Genomic DNA, 16109 nt, shown 5'->3' with positions numbered 1-16109 from the left:
CAGACCACCCTCCCCTACTTCAGCTTGTCAAAATGGTAGGTGTGAACCCGGGCCAGGTTGGGGAAGCTCTGTTGCCGCAGGGCCTCGTAGATCACGATGGCCGCGCTGTTGGAGAGGTTCAGTGCCCGGATGTTGTCATCGTTTTGCGGGATTCGGATGGCGTTGTCCGGGTAGCGCCGCATGAACTGCTCCGGCAGGCCGGTCGTCTCCTTGCCAAAGAGGAAGTAGTGATCCCCCGGGGTCGTGTAGTCGACGTCGGTGTAGTCGCGGCTGGCGAACTTGGAGACCAGGTAGAGCTTATTGATGTCCGGCACGCTGGCCACGAATTCCTGGAGGTCGTCGTGGTAGGTGATCTTGACCTTGTCCCAGTAGTCCAGTCCCGCCCGCTTCATGTGCTTGTCGTCGGTCGAAAAGCCCAGCGGTTTGATCAGGTGGAGCTCGGTGTTCGTCCCCGCGCAGGTCCGGGCGATGTTGCCCGTGTTAGCTGGGAAGAGCGGTTCAAATAGTACGATGTGATTAGTCATTCTCAATTTCTCCTCACAAATAAAAAAAGCAGGGTCTCGGTGTGGGCACGGCGAAACGCTGCTTTAATGAAGTACTCCTTAGCAACTACCAACGAATCTGTTCGATGTCAATTGCTAAACGATTTCTGATAGTACTTTAGCACCATTTCGTCGTTTGTGCAAACAATTTTACGAATTTTTTTGGGCAACCAACAAACTGACGTCGACCGTCACGGAATGCAGGGCGGCTAAGTCCCCGTCCGACAGGCGTTTAGCGCCCTTTCCCCAGTGCAGGGGCGTCATCTCCACCAGGGCCTGCTGGAGACCGTCCGGGATTGTGAACTGGTAGCGGACCCGCTCCAGGCTCGCCTGCGGGTAGTGCTTGAAGAAGAGCTCCCGGACCCGCGAATTGTCGTAGTGGGAGTGGTTGTCCGCGGTGCCATAGAGAAGGTGGCGCAGCTCAATCAGGTAGTCGCTGTTGGGGATCACCTTGAGCAGCGTCCCACCGGGGGCCAGGACCCGGTTGAACTCGGCATAGTCCGACGGCGAGAAGAGCTCCATCACCACGTCGAAGCTGTCGTCGTTAAAGGGCAGCTGGCGCAGGTCGGCCACGCAGAAGAAGGCGGCCAGGTCGAGCTGGGTCGCCAGGGTGATCCCGGCCTTAGAGATGTCAAAGCCGACCAGGCAGTCATCCTGCCCCGGCCGCTGCTGGGCCAGTTGAAGCAGGGGCGTCCCCTCCCCCGTGCCGACGTCCAGAATCCGCTGCGGGCGGGCCGGCAGGTGGGCCGCCATCGCCCGGACGATTGGCAAGAAAAGCCCCGCGGACAATAATTGCCGGCGGGCAACGAACATTTCCCGCCCGTACTCGGTGTCGGCCGCCCCATTCAGGAAATGCAGGTAGCCGTGTTTGTTGAAATCAATCCGGTGCCCGTTTTCACAGACGATCCCGGATTGATCGACTGTCTGGATCAGCCGGTGGCAGACCGGGCAGCGATAGAGGTCGCGGTGGGCGGCGACCAGTTGCCGTTTCTTTTCTACTTTTTTCACGTTAATTCTTCCTTTGTTTTAATATTTTATAGTTTACCACAACGAGAATTTTGCTATTATATAAGTAAGCATTTTCAAAGGGGGATTCCATAGTGGAAGAGAAATTTCTAATTGGAACGTATACGAAAAAGGATAGCAAGGGTGTCTACGCCGTCACCCTGGACGATGCGGCCGGCAAGCTGACCGACGTCAAGCTGGCGATCCCATCACAGAAGCCGGCCTACCTGCAGGTTGGTGATGATGACCTTGTCTTTGCCATCAAGCAGATCGACGACCAGGGTGGCGTGGCCTCCTACTCACTGAAGGACGACAACGCCAAGATGCTCTCCAAGGTCCTGGCAGCGGGTGCCCCACCGGCATACGTTGGCTTGGACCGTGACCGCCAACTGCTCTACAGTGCCAACTACCACACGGCCAAGGTTGACGTCTTCAAGATCAACGCCGACGGGACCCTGACCCAGACGGATTCCGTAACCCACCAGGGTGCCACCGGTCCGCGGCCGGAACAGGAAGCACCGCACGTTCACTACGCCGACCTGACGCCGGACAAGCGCCTGGTCGTCTGCGACCTGGGGATGGACCTGCTGGTGGTTTACGACGTTTCCGCTGACGGCAAGCTGACTGCCGTTTCCCGCTACAAGTGCGAGGACGGCTTCGGAACCCGTCACATTGCCTTCCACCCGAATGGCAAGTACGCCTACGTGCTGGGTGAACTCAGCAGCAAGCTCGAGGTCCTGAAGTACAACGCCGCCGATGCCAGCTTCACCCACGTCCAGACGATCAAGACCATCCCGGCCGACTGGACCGCCCACAACGGTGCTGCTGCCATCCGCTTCTCCCGTGACGGCAAGTTCATCTACACCTCCAACCGGGGCGAGAACACGATCGCCGTCTTCGCAGTTCAACCGGACTTCACCGTCAAGCACATCCAATCGATCTCCACTGAGGGTGACTTCCCACGGGACTTCAACCTCAGCCACGACGACGCCTACCTGCTGGCCTCCAACCAGAACAGCGACAACCTGACCCTCTACAAGCGGGACAGCGCCACTGGTAAGCTGACCATGCTTCAAAAGGACGTTGCCTGCCCAGAGCCGGTTTGCGTTCAGCTGTGGAAGTAATCATTTAAGTTAAAAGCAACGGGTGCTCATGAGAAATTCTCGTGAACACCCGTTTTGATTTTTAAAATATAGCATTTGGGACCCGATAAATCTGTGGATTTATCGGGGGTCAGATTGGGGATCCCCGCTATTTAGGAAAGCAATGCCGGATACATTAATCAAAACTTGAATAAAATCCGTGATTGCTTGGGGTAAATCCGCTAACTTCAAATCATCCCTTTTGATTTCTTTAGTATCTGTAATCGAACATTGATGGGCTCTGACAATTGAATTCAGAAGCTGGTAACGATTCGATTCCTGCCGGGAAACGTTGATCCCATTGGTCTCGAGATTCCAAATAGTATAGCCCTTGTCAGTAACAGAATATGTTCCGTGATCATCGGAAACAATCTCAAACAAGATGCCATCGTCAAAGGCGTCCGTAAATGGAGTAAGAACCTGAATTGTATGGCCGTCCACTCGCTTAAACTCTGTTTGTTCGCTTCCCCACTTTGCCCAGCGCTTATTAAGCTGGTCCAATTCTTTGTCCACAGTAAATGCATCCACCAAGATCACCTCTTTTTATTTGCTGACTAGTAAATACGGAAAAGAAACAAAATTATACGAAAAAATTATATCAAATATTGCCCATCATCAATCAGGAATTCCTTAAATAGTGGTAGAGCGAATTTAACCATTCCATAGCCCGCCGGCACGATGATTTGACTGTCAATTAACCGCCGCCGGTATACCCCCACGTAGCCTGGCTTCTTGTTGAGCTTAGCACCGAGGTAGGCAGCCGAAACGGGGTCTGTTGGCGCCTTCGCCATTACAATCACAAACTGCTGATCAACCGGCGACAGCTCCTCCAGCATTTTGCTATAAGCGTTTCGGCTCAATTGCGCCTGATACTCCGGCAGCACCGCATTGATCGTCTGCACTGTAATCCGTTTGTCAGGGCTTCGCCAAATTAAGTAGCCGAGCAGCTGGAAGGCATAGGCATACCCGTCTGCTAACTGCGCAATTCGTCGCACCACCATCGGATCAATCTCGGGATCACGTTTGCTTAATTCCCGCTGATACTGGGCACGAATGTCATAGTAGTCCAAAGGTGAAAGATTAATGCGCCCACTTCGCAAAAGAAAAGTTAACACATGGTTATTCTGCAGCTCTTGGACGTTTTTAGGCAGGCCGGTCATGATGATCGAGATTGGCAAGCCCTGGCTAATCATGACTTGATACACGGAAGCGAGTTCCACCATCCCCGGAACATCCTGGGCCTCATCAATCATTACTAGAAGCTTCTGCTGGTGTTGCTGCATGATTTTTAACATCTGGCTTAGCAGATACTGATAGTTGGCCGTTTGAGCATCCTTAATATCAAATTTAACACCCACCCCGCCAAAGTTGAGGTTAACCCCTGCAATCTCGCGAAAGAGCTTCTGCAATTTACCAGTGGTCTGCTGATATAGCATTTCGGTTAGCCGGCCAACCATATTTTCACCGATAATCAAATGAACCGTCGTCCACTGTGGGTCCTGGTCAATCCGACTGCCGACTGCGTTCATGAAGACCGTCTTTCCAACTCCCCGTGCTCCATAAATCAGCGTCGTTCGGTACGGGGTGGTAAGGCGCTTAATGTCCTCAACCAAACTACTTAAAATTTGGTCACGATTTAAAAGAACGGTCGGTTGCATCCCAAAGCTCGGATTAAAAGGATTGTCCATTATCCTCACTCCTTTTTATATCTTTGATTCTATTTTATATCTTTTTATATCTTCTTTCAATTTTTATATCTCTTTATATCTGCAAAATGAATCTTTACGAATTTACAGGCAAATAAAAAAAGCTGGTTAATTGCACCAGCCAAGCCAATATTGCAGTAATACAGTTTTGATAGGTCCTGTGGCCTCTATATAAAAGGGTTTTGATAGGCTCCCTAACCTTTATATAAAACAGTTTTGGTAGGTTCTGTGACCTTATCCTGCATACAAAATGTACTATAACTATCAACAAAATTCAATAATTTACTATCTATATCGATTATGGTAAGTACCACGTTATTTTGCCTAAATGATGCCCTGGCTGTGCATCAGCCGCAGGAATCCTGCTAACCTCATTTTATCATGAAAGCCTTTTATAAAATGAAAAGGCAACTATGAGATCAAGTCTCACAGCTGCCTCCCGCCATACTATCGTGCTTGCTCTAGATAATTCCATGCTTCCTTAGAAGAAAGATTGTACGTATCCATCAATTTATGAACAACCGTTTCGTCATCTAGCTTGAGGCCGATTAGGACTTTGGTTGTTCCAGTAATTCCTTTCTTAAGGCCAATTGCCTCACCATTCTTCAAGCCGATCGCTTGGCCTTCGTCGCGGCCTTCTTTCCGCGCATCCATCAAATCCAATTCGTATTTCATAAAGCTCTCCCGCCTTTCCGGATCGTGCTTAATTCGTTCCATCTTCTGGTAAATCCGTTCCGCTAATTCATCCTCCGGCGTCCGCTCGTTGTGCATCAGCCGCAAGAATCCTGCTAGCTTTATTTTACCACGAAAGTCTTTTGCCTTAGCGTTAAACACCACTAACCGCAAACCGACCCCAGCTAATAAGTCGGGTTCATCATCTTCTTTCAAGCTAAAACGATAACACATTTTCCCCCTTTCGTAATAATCAAAATCACAAAAGAAGACTATATAAATCGGGTTCACGTGTTCCTCGTCATATTCATCACCTGGCTTAAGCACATCCGCGTGATCCAGATAGTACTGCACCCGGAAAGGCAAGTTATGATTATTCTTCACCTGCATTTCCAGAATATAAATGCGTCCCTGATCGTCGCGCACAAAGACATCAAAGCGCGGCGACTTGACATCCAGCGAAGTGTTAACCTGTTTCTGCGTCGCCACTTGCTGAACTTGCTTGATCTTCAGCTCCGGGGAAATCCGCTGCAGCACTTCCAGGCAAATCTGTTCGTCCTCCATGACCATCCCAAACATCCGGTCATCCGCCAGCGTCAGCCGCTCCCATTTGGCCGCGGCGGCCTGCATCTCCTGTTCTCGATTGCTCATGACAGTCCCCCCAACTTCATAGTAAGCATACTATAACCACACGCCTATAATTTGTCTTTGGGACCCCGTATACTGAAGTTGTTCAGTAAGGAGGTCCTTTATCTATGGAAGAAAAGCATGAAATCATAACGCCAAAATTTACTACTAAAACCACTGCTTCCCCACAAGCACACCCTTTTCGAACACGTTTGGCAGCTCAGATTGAAAGCAATGGTGTTAAATTAACTGTCTTTAAGGGAGCCAGTTCCAACCTAGCGGTGGAACTAGCTAAAGTGATTGTCCGTTATGCTCGTTAATTGGTATGATCCCGATCATGTCTATATTGTTTGCGGAAAAACTGATTTAAGAAAAGGCATTGATGGCTTGGCAATGGTGATTGCCGAAAATTATGGAATCGAACTTTATAGTAATTCCCTATTTCTATTTTGCGGTTCACGTAATGATCGTTTCAAAGCACTCTTCTGGGACGGTGAAGGATTTATTCTGCTCTATAAGCGTTTCGAAAATGGTCGCTTGAAATGGCCACGAGTAAGCTCAGAAGCCCGATTACTTTCCACTAAACAGCTAAGGCGATTACTGAAAGGACTTAATCCATTTCCAACTCCGGGTGTCCATCAAGCTCAACCGGGGAGCCTATATTAGTACTGTTTAAAACGTTGTTCTTTTGATATAATAATAAAGAATTATTGGTCAAAAGGAGGTGACGTACTATGACGACTTCAGCTGATGAACGGATTGCGGAGCTTGAGAAGCAACTGCAAGCGGCCAATCAAAAGATTGCAAAATTGACTGCAATCATCAAACTGCAGCAAAACCAATTATATGGGAAAAAAACTGAAGTTTTTGAAACAATAACGAAGGGTCAGCAATCATTATTTAATGAAGAACAGCTTTCAGCAATGCAAGGCCAAGGTCAGAGCGTTACTGAGGTTATTACTGTTGACCGAAAGCAAGTGGTACGTCACCGCAAACCAAAGGTTAGCGGGAAGCGTGCCGCTTTTTTGGATAATTTACCACAAGTAAACGAAGTCTTACCGCTTGCGGACAAACGGTGTCCGTACTGCCACAAAGAGATGCATAAGATCAGTCAGCGTCTTTATAGTCGTGAGGCAACATTGAAGCCTGCGGAATTATATTGTCGAAATCTTTTTCAGGAAACATACAAATGTTTACAATGTCATCCAGAAGGCAAAGATGTCTTGGTTAATAGTGAAGCTCCCCGAACGCTTCTGCCACATAGCTATTTTTCAAGTAGTATTCTGGCTAAAGTGTGTGAGCTCAAATTTAACTTAGCATTGCCCTTTCATCGTCAGTTGAAGCTTTGGACTGAGTTGGGGTTCCCGGTTGACGATAAGTTAATTGCGAACAATGTGATTAAAGTCAGTGAGGTTTATTTACAACCACTCTATGAAAAATTAATCGAATTAATGCGGACCGAAAGGGTTATTCACATGGATGAAACTCCGATTTCGGTACTGGAGGAGCATAAAACTAACTGTTATTTTTGGGCGACCCGCACCGTTAAGGAATTTAGTCGCCATCACCTGACAGTTTTCCATTATTTTAATACGGTAGATTATAGAATGAAGTTAGCCACCCAGTTGGTGGTAAATAAAAAACGCCATTCGGCGTGACATCAGGTATCATATTAAGTGAACCAAACCTATATGAAAGGATGTCCGTCAAATGACGCACTTAAATGATACCATGTCTACTATTTTATTGACTACTCATAAAAAGAATGCTCATCTTACTAAAGAAGAACGTGTGATGATTGCGACTTTAAAGTCGCAAGGACTTTCCAATCGCGCAATTGGTCGCCAATTAGGAGTTAATCATCAAACAATTAATAACGAGCTCAACCGTGGTACGGTCCGCCAACTTCGTCGTCAAAAATCTAATGGTAAGATTTACGAATATTCTTACTACATCTATAGTTATGAAGCTGGTCAGGCCACATATCTTGAACATCACCGCCATTCTGGTCGTCGTCGCTTATATTATTCTTCAAAGCAATTTTTACGATTAGCTGATCAGCTAATGCTTGGTGAGTTTGACGACCACCATTACTCCCCACAAGCGGTTATTTATAAGGCTCGAGATTTAATGAATGATGGCACCCTGATCCCAAAGTCGGTTGTAACTTTATATCAATGGATTAATGAGGGTGTGCTTCGTACGTCCAATTTAGACCTCTTTGAAAAACCTAAACGTAAGCATCATCAAACTCATCCGCAAGCTAAAAGGTGCTTAGGGCCTAATATTGCTCAACGACCTCAAACTGCGGACCAACGGTCCGAAATTGGCCATTGGGAACTGGATACAGTTCAGGGACAGAAAAACGGTAATGACAGTGTTGTACTAGTAATGACTGATCGCCTTTCACGAGTTAATATCACGAGTAAAATTGCTGGTAAAACTGCGCATGCAGTAAATCAGTTCTTTATAAATTTGCGCCAGAAAATGGGCACAGATGCTTACTATCGCATTTTTAAGACAATAACCTCTGACAACGGTTCAGAATTTAGTGAGTTAACACAAGTTCACGATCATGTTTTCTATGCTGATCCGTATTCCCCTTGGGAACGTGGATCCAATGAGATCAATAACCGGTTTCTCCGCAAGGAGATTACCAAAGGTGAAGCTATAAATAACTATAGTAGTGCTCAGATCATAGCGACTAATGATTGGATGAATCACTATCCACGAGCTATGTTTAATGGACATTCGTCAATGGATATCTATCGTAAGGCCTTCTACCAAGAGATATCACAGCTCCATCAACCAATAATCAATTGGTCAGTATTATTTATTTGAGTCCAGTGGCTAACTTATTCTTGAAATTTAGGATTATTTTAATACTCGTTCTGGAAAAGCGATTGGCGAAATCATGGGAAGTGACTACGAAGGAATAATCGTCTGTGACGGCTATGGCGGTTATAGTGATAAGCTCTACCCAACCGCTAACTTCGGTACTTGCTTGGTTCATATCCGGCGGGAATTCACTAATATCATTAAGACGCTCGAACTAAAGAAAGCTAAGCATTCAGTAGCTCAACAGGCAGTAAATTTATTACGACCGATTTTCCATACGGAAAATCAGCTTGAATATCAGAACCCTGATGAAAAACTGAAGCAGCGTCAAGAGAAAATGCGGCCACTGATGGATAAGTTTTATGACTATATCAGTCACGTAATCAGCCCGATAGGAAAATTACGGAACGCCATCCAAAATGCCATCAACTTGCGGTCACGAGTTTACCGAATTTTTGAAAATGGCGAAGTACCGCTAACCAATAATCCGGTTGAACAAGCTATTCGACCATCAACCTTGATTCGCAAGAATAGCTTGTTTGCGAAAAGCATTCGCGGTGCCAAAGCAAGCGCAATTTACTACACAATCGTAAGCACAGCGAAACAAAATCATTTAAACATCTACAAATACTTTCAGTATCTGTTCGATTATTTACCTAACCGCAATGGGGAAGCCATTGAGGCTTATTTACCATGGGCAGAGCAAGTACAACAGGAATGTCATATCTAAGGAAAAAGGCTTGGGCCACTAATTTTGGTGGCTCAAGCCTTAATTTTTTCAATGCGTGTCGTTATTGGGTGCTTACAGTACAACAGGAGTGTCATATCTAAGGCAAAAAGGCTTGGGCCACTGATTTTGGTGGCTCAAGCCTTATCTTTTTCAATACGTATCGTTATTGGGTGCTTACACTTCATATTCGAAGGTTATTGCACCTCCTAATATATAAGTACGGAAGAAATCGCCAAACTCACGAAAAATTTCCCGGGAAATTTTTCACTGCCGCCCGCCGCCGTTTTCAATTCAATTTTCATCGCCCGTCGCAGGGCAAACGAAAAGACGTGAACTATCGAAATCGATAATTCACGCCTTCGTTTTTGCTATCGCAATCTGAAGCGATTGTTAATCAACAGATGAGTTGGTTTGATTAGTAGTTGCTCTTGTCGAGGAAGCTAATGCTACAAAACTAGCAGTTCCACTTACTGGCACAAGGGTAGCAGTAATGGTCAACGGCTTTGTACCCTGAAGCCCATCGCTAGGAAGGTTTGACTTATCAATAGTAGCCACCTCATAGCCCGATGGGGCATTACTTTGAACATTAGCGTCGCTTGCAAGATCCTTGAGTTGTGTAAGATACTGCACAGGAACGTTTGCAGTACTGAATTGGGTACCATTTAACGTGTAGATAATCTTATCATTAATGGTGTTCTGGCTGTAGCTAACATTCGTATCCTCAGTTGGGTTAGTAATTGTAGTCGGTAACGCAGACACTTGCGTCCAACCATCAATCGTTGGGGCAATTGGAGAAGCTGTGACCTTCGTTGGATCAGTCGGGTCATTGGTATAACTCCAGCTATGATCAGTTGCACTAGTAAGTCCCTGGGCTTGTTCGTAACCATAGACCGGCAGTCCATTAAGCTGCATCACTGGCACGTACTTACCAACCGCCTGGTAGGTGACCGTGATTGTCTTGCTCTTATCGCCCACGGCAACGCCGGAAACGGTCTTGCCGCCGTCCGTGCTGCCGTTATTGTCAACATTCGTGATTACATAGCCAGAAACCACCGGATTGTAAACCGTATTATAGGTGCTCTTGGCAGGTACCCATGCTGTGCTGGTATCTGTCTTAGTAACTTCATCAATTGTGTGCGTCCGGGAAATGTTAACATCCTCAACGCTATCTAATAATGTCTTATCTCCTGCACCGGTGTAGTGAACCTTTAAGGTCGCCGTTGCAGTTTCAACACTGGTCGAAGTCTGGTGATCAAACTTAATCGTATAAGTCTTACCATTCAGCACTTGGGCCATCCCAGTCGTCAACGGATTGGACGTAACCTTGTAGCCACTGGCTACCAGATCATCAATCACCTTGTTGACGTCTGTCAGATCAACTGACTGGGTGTACTTAGTCAGCTTCCCTGCCAGCTCGGCATGGATGGCCGTTCCGTCAGCATCCACAAACTTGTAGGAGTTCGTGTAGGAATTCAGCACATACTTGAAGGTAACATCGGCAGGTTGTTTGTTATTCGCCAGACCATCCTTAACCGTGACCAGCTGCTCCAAGGTGAGTGCTGGGGCGGCATCAGGGTTAGTGACCGTATAGCCATCATAGGCCTTAGCCGTAACCGAATCGATCTTCGTGTCATAAATAAAGTTGGTATCCTTGACGGGCTTGTTGGTAAATAGATCATAAGTTTCATCATAATGGAACTTATACGGCTGGTTGATTTGCAGCGTCGACCCGGATTGACCCTCCAACGAATTGAACACATGCCGTGCTGCTTGCTGTGTTGGGTGCTGAGTCATCGTCTTATGGTGAACAAGAACCTTCACAGTTTGATTCGAATCGGCACTAAAGGTGTAGCCTTTGTCCAACTCTGTCTGTGAAGCCGAGTCAATGCTCAGATTCTCATAGTGAGCAATCTTTTGCAGGGTCGTCTGATAGTTGTTGTTCAGGTTCTCCTTGCTCATGGTCGTGCTCGTGTTGCCGTTAATGATCATCGAGTCTAGAACTTTGTTGCTATCATCGGCGTCGACAATCTCTAACGTTAAGCTACACGCGTTCGCCTTATAGGTCACCGTCTTGGTGATGTTAGTAGACGTTGGTGTAACCGTGGCACCCGTGACCGTCGTCTGATCAGCAGTGTAACCCGCAATCTCTGGCGAGGCTACATCGTCAAACGTCCTGCTTGCCGCGTCCCAATCGGATTCCGACCAAACCTTCTCTGAGCCGGTAACCGTTGGATCGTAGGTTATAGTCTTATTGAAGGTTACTGTCTTGGTGACTGACGGAGAAGCCGTGGTGCCATCCTCATACTGATAGTTAATAGTTTCGGTAACATTCCTTGGTACCGTCTTCGTTGCCACATGGCTAGTTGGGATCTACGGAATAGCGGTAATCATCGGGTCCGTTACCTGCGGACTAGCCGCGGTTCCAGTCGTCTTCCAGCCGTAGAACTTCAGGAAGGCTTCCACTTCGTTCAGTGGCACGTCACCAAAGACGTCCTGTGCATAGGTATTGACATCAGATGGTGCCGTAGCCTTTGCAGTGTCGTAGTTGCTTTGCAGCGTCTGGGCTTCGCCAGGCATCATGACGTAGCCGTCAATGGACGGTGCCTCGGACAGAACAGTGTTGGCGTCCCGGCTGCTCAGCGTGTTGCCGCTGTCAGCCCAGGCCACACTGACGATGGAGTTTGAGCCAGTGGCGGTATTCAGCGACCACTGAACCTTGACGGTTGCCCGCTGGACACCCCAGGACTGGCTGGTAAGGTAGCTCGGATCACTCGTCTTTAAGCTTTCTGGGATTGTCCCGTCAGTCGTCTTGTACGGAGCAAACGCACGGGCGACGCTGACGTAGGTCGTGCCAGAAGCCTTCTGGAAGGTGATCGTGTAGGTCTTACCATTTGCGACCTGGGTCATCCCCGTCGTCAGCGGATTGCTCTTAACAGTGTAGCCTTGGCTCTCCAGATCGGAGATGACCTGGTTAACGTCGGTCAAGTTGACGGTCGCCTGGTAGGTGGTCGTCGTCGTCATCGAAGCATGTAGGCTGGCGCCGGTGTCGGCATCCTCAAAGTTATAACTGTTTGTGTAGTATGGCTTGCAGTAAACCGTATCAGTGTAGCTAAAGGTACCCTTGTCAGCTAAAGCCGTCATCTGGCTTTCAGTCAGTACCGGAACATACCATTTAGTGACGTTGCCGTCCGCATCAAGACCATAGGACTTAATGGAACCCTTGTCTACGTAGTCCCAACCTGCTGGTGCATGGTACTGACCCTGATCACCAGTGGTCTTGCCAGCTAACCGCGTGGCAAGGTTTCCACCGCCGATTGAAGTCGGGTTAGTCGTTGTGTAGATTGGATCGCCCAATGTCTCGCCAGTGATTAGGTTGGTAAACTGCTTACCGGAAACCGTAGCCGTTGAGTTGACTAATGTCTCGGAAGTTGTCGTCCCATCAGCATTTTCCTGCACCCGTACCAGCTTGTAGGTAAAGGTCTTATCTGGCACTGCCACATAGTCCCTGCCTTCAGTGAAGCTGATCGTGTAGGTCTTGTTTGCGGCTGGCTGAGTCGTTACACCATCAAGCTCATTGGTCTGCAATACATAGTGCTTTGCCTTTAAGGCAGCAATTATAGTGTTGACGTTCGTCAAATCAAGGGTATCCCCCGCCTTCAAGTTTGAAAGCGTTACGGAATCATTGATTGACTTGTTGTTAGCATCCGCATCAACAAAGTTAACCGTGTCGTTGTAAACCTTGGCAAAGGTCAGGTTGATCGTTACCTTTTCAGCTGGCTGCGTCGTCAGCGAAGTGAACTTCGTGTATTGGTCGTCCTGCTGAAGCTGGTAGCCTTGCGCTTCCAGAGCAGCAATCTCGTCGGTGACGCTCTTCTTGTCAGCACTGGTAATTGTATCGGTGTAGGCAATTCCGCCTGATTCGACGTGACTATGATATTCTTGATCCTGCCAATTGTAAGTCTTTCCAAGACTGAGGGAACCGGTCAAACTGTTGCCACTAGTATCATTGAAGGTAATCGTGTCTGCATACAGAGTTGGATAGTAGCGAACCTGAGCGTCATTACTAAACTCTAATCCTGCCGTAAGATCACTTGCAGAAGCAATTTGATTTTCTAGGGCTGTTTTCAGCATCGATGCTGGGATGGCCATCAGCTGAATATTGTTATAATCAGATTGTTTTGCATCCGAGATAAGTTGACCCTGAATCCAAGCAGAATTTGAGTACCCATCGATCTTAGGGAATTTTGATGTATCAACAGCCGGAATTGATTGCTGATTATTGATCTCATAGTCAACCAGTGTCTTCGTCTTAGTAACTTGATCAACTTTCACATGGGCTGTCCCCGTATAGTTTTGAGCACTATATTTATTTCCGGACTCTTCCTTTACAGTCTTAAAGTCTGGATTCATTAAATTGGTCTCATAATCCCGAGTGTACGTCAGTGAAACCGCTACGGTCTGGACTTTATGCGTCAAGTGAACCGTAACATTCTGGTTGCCGCTTGGCAGGAACGTGTACGTTGCATAACTGGTCAACGTCTTGTCCCCCTGCTGGACACTGCTGATGTTGTAGTCATCCAGCGTTGCAATGTTCATCGGAACAGTCTCACCAGTTTTACCAGTCAAAGGTTGGACATTGCCAACTTGAGCGCCATTTTCGTCATCATCAACGTAAGTAATGTTGATGCTTTGATCATTGCCCGTGTAGTCAATCGTAGCAGTTGCGTTTGCCGTTGTGGCCTTGACAACCAATGCACCTACGCTTGCTGGCTTTGCCGTGTAGCCCTCAATAGTTGGTGCATCGTATTCAGCCCAATTCTGAGCTGGTGAATCGGTAGCAACCGACCAAGCATTCCAATTAGTGTCCTTCGTTACTAAGTCTTTAGTCCCCGTCCGGGTGAATTTCACTGTTTGAGTAACTGTTGACGCTGAAATTGAAGTTGAGCCATCAACCGTTACAGGCGTGTTAACCGTGATCGTCCGTGTTGGGGCTGCGCTGTCAGTAACATCCAGGGTCTTGTGCTTCAAGATGATCGTGTAGGTATGGGCTTCAGCCGGCTGAGTAGTTGGGTTGGCTAATTCGTTTCTGACAACCTCATAGCCTCCTACCTCATAATTATTCAGCTGGGTATTGACATCCGTCGTATCGATCGTCTTGTTATACGTCCCAGGAATCGTCAGCGTGTCTAAGACCTTGTTGTTGCCATCGGCATCCTTGACGTCCTGATCTTCAATGACCACTGAGTCATCGTACTCCGTTGGCGTGTAGCTGACTACAACGTTGGAATCCTGCGTCTTGTTAGTGACCGTGACAGTTTGAATGCTGTTGGCACTATTGCCATCGACCAGGATCACTGGCGTGTAGCCGGTAACAGCAGCTGGCGTGACGGATTCCCAAGTGCCGGTGTTCCAATCGCCATAATCATACTGCTGGGTTGCCTGGTTCCAGACGGCGCTCCGCGTGACCTTGGCCACTTGCGACGTTACCGTCGACGTACCATCGACATTGTTGACCGTAATCTTCCGCGTGGCGGTATGACTATCCTGCATGCTGCTCTTGACCAGAACGATCTGGTAGGTGTGGCTGCTCAGATCCTGACGAGTGTTGACATTATCCGCATAGCCATTCTTGACAACCGTGTAGCCAAGCGATTGATACTTCTGAATCAGATCAGTGATGCCGTAAGCACCGGAAGAACTGCCATAAGGGTGCAGATACTGAACAGACATTGACTGTTCACCCGGCAGCGTCGAGGTACTGCCCTTATCGTCCGTGTAAACGGCATCGGTAATTTCCTTATTAGTCGTGCTATCGATGAACTGGAACGTTTCAGGGTACGTCTTGTTGTTGTACTTAATAGTTGCGGCAATTTCCTCACCGATATACTGACCGGTGTCCGTCGAACCCTTAATAACATCACTAGAGATCTCATTGCCCGGCGTCACACCAAGCTCTTCTATAATCTTTTCAATCTGCGAACCACTTAACGCAACAGTGTAGGCACTGTTTTCAACGTCACCGGGTATTCTGACTGGGAACTGACTATCGATAATCTGAGCTAATGTCTGACCTTCTGGCAAGCTAAAGCCATCGTATTTTGGCATCTGGTCTACAGTCAGCTCATCAAGGCTCTTGAAAGTACTGGAGTCCAAATTGACAACGTAGTTCTTGTTATTTGTCAGGTCAGTCTCCATATTGGCAGAACCTGTGACGGTTTCCGAAAGTGCATCATCTTCTTGGTAATTATCTTTCAGCTGGTTGTTTTCAAGCTTCTGCGTTTGTGGAATGAGTTCCCGCTTGAATTGAACCGGCATCTTGAAATCTTTGACCGCATGCTTCAGGTAGACAGTAATGTCGCCATTAGTGCCGTCCTTAAAGGTGTAGTTAGCGTAATTGGTCAAGTCCTTACCGTCTTGCTGAACGCTGCTGATGACGTACTTGTCACTCGGAGCCTGAATGCTGGTAGCGACACTCTTCCCATCCGCAACCCCACTCAGGGAGGTGCTGCTGAGGGTGCTATTGCTGCCGCTCAAGATGATGGCACCGTTCATCAGACCAGTATCAACATAGATAATCTTGACGGTCTCGTTGGCATTGTACTTGAAGGTGACGTCCGCTGGGTTGGTTGGCGTTGTGGAAGAGCCGCCAATCGTAGTGAAGGCAGCCGACTTCGGACTATCGCTAGCCAGCGTGTAGCCTTTTTCAGTTGGTGCATCTACCGGAGCGAAGTAGCCAGTGGACCAGGTGGTCGACTTGACTGTCCCAGTTGCAGCATCAGCCGTGGTCGTCTTCGTCAGGGTGACCGTTTGACTGGTCAGCACCGTCGACGGGTTGGACCCAAGCTGA

12 protein-coding genes and 1 pseudogene (1 of these 13 cut by a window edge) are annotated in these 16109 nt (G+C 47.7%); 6 read left to right on the top strand and 7 right to left on the bottom strand.

From position 1 onward, the window contains the following. Window positions 1–14: 14 nt before the first annotated feature. Together trmL and LKE23_RS00370 are read right to left on the bottom strand one after the other, a co-directional pair. Window positions 15–524 carry a tRNA (uridine(34)/cytosine(34)/5-carboxymethylaminomethyluridine(34)-2'-O)-methyltransferase TrmL gene (gene trmL, locus LKE23_RS00375; protein ID WP_291977466.1) on the bottom strand — a complete coding sequence of 170 codons (510 nt, stop codon included), beginning with the start codon at window positions 522–524 and terminating at the stop codon, window positions 15–17. Between the two features lie 168 nt (window positions 525–692). Next, a complete protein-coding gene (locus LKE23_RS00370; protein WP_291977465.1) occupies window positions 693–1550 on the bottom strand; it encodes a methyltransferase domain-containing protein in 858 nt (285 codons plus the stop codon). A gap of 92 nt (window positions 1551–1642) precedes the next feature. Between LKE23_RS00370 and LKE23_RS00365 the strand changes: the two genes are divergently transcribed. Beyond that, the gene (locus tag LKE23_RS00365; protein WP_291977464.1) at window positions 1643–2671 is read left to right on the top strand and encodes a lactonase family protein; all 1029 of its coding nucleotides are present in this window, start codon (window positions 1643–1645) and stop codon (window positions 2669–2671) included. Between the two features lie 99 nt (window positions 2672–2770). Here the strand turns inward: LKE23_RS00365 and LKE23_RS00360 are convergent, their stop codons facing one another. The 3 genes from LKE23_RS00360 to LKE23_RS00350 form a co-directional block, all read right to left on the bottom strand. Then, complete coding sequence (locus tag LKE23_RS00360; RefSeq protein ID WP_291978324.1) at window positions 2771–3217, bottom strand: DUF1828 domain-containing protein; 447 nt, start codon at window positions 3215–3217, stop codon at window positions 2771–2773. A 65-nt stretch (window positions 3218–3282) separates the two neighbouring features. After that, window positions 3283–4377 carry an AAA family ATPase gene (locus LKE23_RS00355; protein WP_291977462.1) on the bottom strand — a complete coding sequence of 365 codons (1095 nt, stop codon included), beginning with the start codon at window positions 4375–4377 and terminating at the stop codon, window positions 3283–3285. Between the two features lie 465 nt (window positions 4378–4842). Beyond that, a complete protein-coding gene (locus LKE23_RS00350; RefSeq protein ID WP_291977461.1) occupies window positions 4843–5718 on the bottom strand; it encodes an Rpn family recombination-promoting nuclease/putative transposase in 876 nt (291 codons plus the stop codon). A 104-nt stretch (window positions 5719–5822) separates the two neighbouring features. Between LKE23_RS00350 and LKE23_RS00345 the strand changes: the two genes are divergently transcribed. The 5 genes and pseudogenes from LKE23_RS00345 to LKE23_RS00325 all read left to right on the top strand — a co-directional run. Next, the gene (locus tag LKE23_RS00345) at window positions 5823–6014 is read left to right on the top strand and encodes a hypothetical protein (RefSeq protein ID WP_291977460.1); all 192 of its coding nucleotides are present in this window, start codon (window positions 5823–5825) and stop codon (window positions 6012–6014) included. After that, a complete protein-coding gene (tnpB, locus tag LKE23_RS00340) occupies window positions 6004–6360 on the top strand; it encodes an IS66 family insertion sequence element accessory protein TnpB (protein ID WP_291977459.1) in 357 nt (118 codons plus the stop codon). Before LKE23_RS00345 ends, tnpB begins: the two co-directional genes overlap by 11 nt. A 68-nt stretch (window positions 6361–6428) precedes the next feature. Then, on the top strand, window positions 6429–7352 hold the full coding sequence (locus LKE23_RS00335; protein WP_291977458.1) for an IS66 family transposase: 924 nt from the start codon (window positions 6429–6431) through the stop codon (window positions 7350–7352). Window positions 7353–7404: 52 nt separating this feature from the next. Continuing rightward, window positions 7405–8535 carry an IS30 family transposase gene (locus LKE23_RS00330; protein ID WP_291976173.1) on the top strand — a complete coding sequence of 377 codons (1131 nt, stop codon included), beginning with the start codon at window positions 7405–7407 and terminating at the stop codon, window positions 8533–8535. Between the two features lie 34 nt (window positions 8536–8569). Then, window positions 8570–9262 (top strand): annotated as a pseudogene (locus LKE23_RS00325) (IS66 family transposase); the annotation flags it as partial. Window positions 9263–9652: 390 nt separating this feature from the next. Here LKE23_RS00325 and LKE23_RS00315 read toward each other — a convergent pair. Together LKE23_RS00315 and LKE23_RS00310 are read right to left on the bottom strand one after the other, a co-directional pair. After that, entirely contained in the window at window positions 9653–11617 is a 1965-nt protein-coding gene (locus tag LKE23_RS00315; protein ID WP_291977457.1) for a mucin-binding protein, read from the bottom strand. Between the two features lie 15 nt (window positions 11618–11632). After that, window positions 11633–16109 carry the 3' portion of a mucin-binding protein gene (locus LKE23_RS00310; protein WP_291977456.1) on the bottom strand. The gene runs 25784 nt beyond the window's last position, so 4477 of the gene's 30261 nt are visible here — the last part of the coding sequence; its start codon lies off the right edge, out of view — the gene reads right to left on this strand; its stop codon occupies window positions 11633–11635.

This window comes from Limosilactobacillus sp., assembly GCF_022482365.1.
In the GTDB taxonomy this organism is placed as follows: domain Bacteria; phylum Bacillota; class Bacilli; order Lactobacillales; family Lactobacillaceae; genus Limosilactobacillus.
This window is presented reverse-complemented; position numbering and strand designations above follow the sequence as displayed.

Bases quoted from the DNA above. Each gene is read 5' to 3' on its own strand.
- trmL (WP_291977466.1), bottom strand. From the start codon at position 524: ATGACTAATCACATCGTACTATTTGAACCGCTCTTCCCAGCTAACACG.
- LKE23_RS00355 (WP_291977462.1), bottom strand. From the start codon at position 4,377: ATGGACAATCCTTTTAATCCGAGCTTTGGGATGCAACCGACCGTTCTT.
- LKE23_RS00350 (WP_291977461.1), bottom strand. From the start codon at position 5,718: ATGAGCAATCGAGAACAGGAGATGCAGGCCGCCGCGGCCAAATGGGAG.
- LKE23_RS00345 (WP_291977460.1), top strand. From the start codon at position 5,823: ATGGAAGAAAAGCATGAAATCATAACGCCAAAATTTACTACTAAAACC.
- tnpB (WP_291977459.1), top strand. From the start codon at position 6,004: ATGCTCGTTAATTGGTATGATCCCGATCATGTCTATATTGTTTGCGGA.
- LKE23_RS00335 (WP_291977458.1), top strand. From the start codon at position 6,429: ATGACGACTTCAGCTGATGAACGGATTGCGGAGCTTGAGAAGCAACTG.
- LKE23_RS00330 (WP_291976173.1), top strand. From the start codon at position 7,405: ATGACGCACTTAAATGATACCATGTCTACTATTTTATTGACTACTCAT.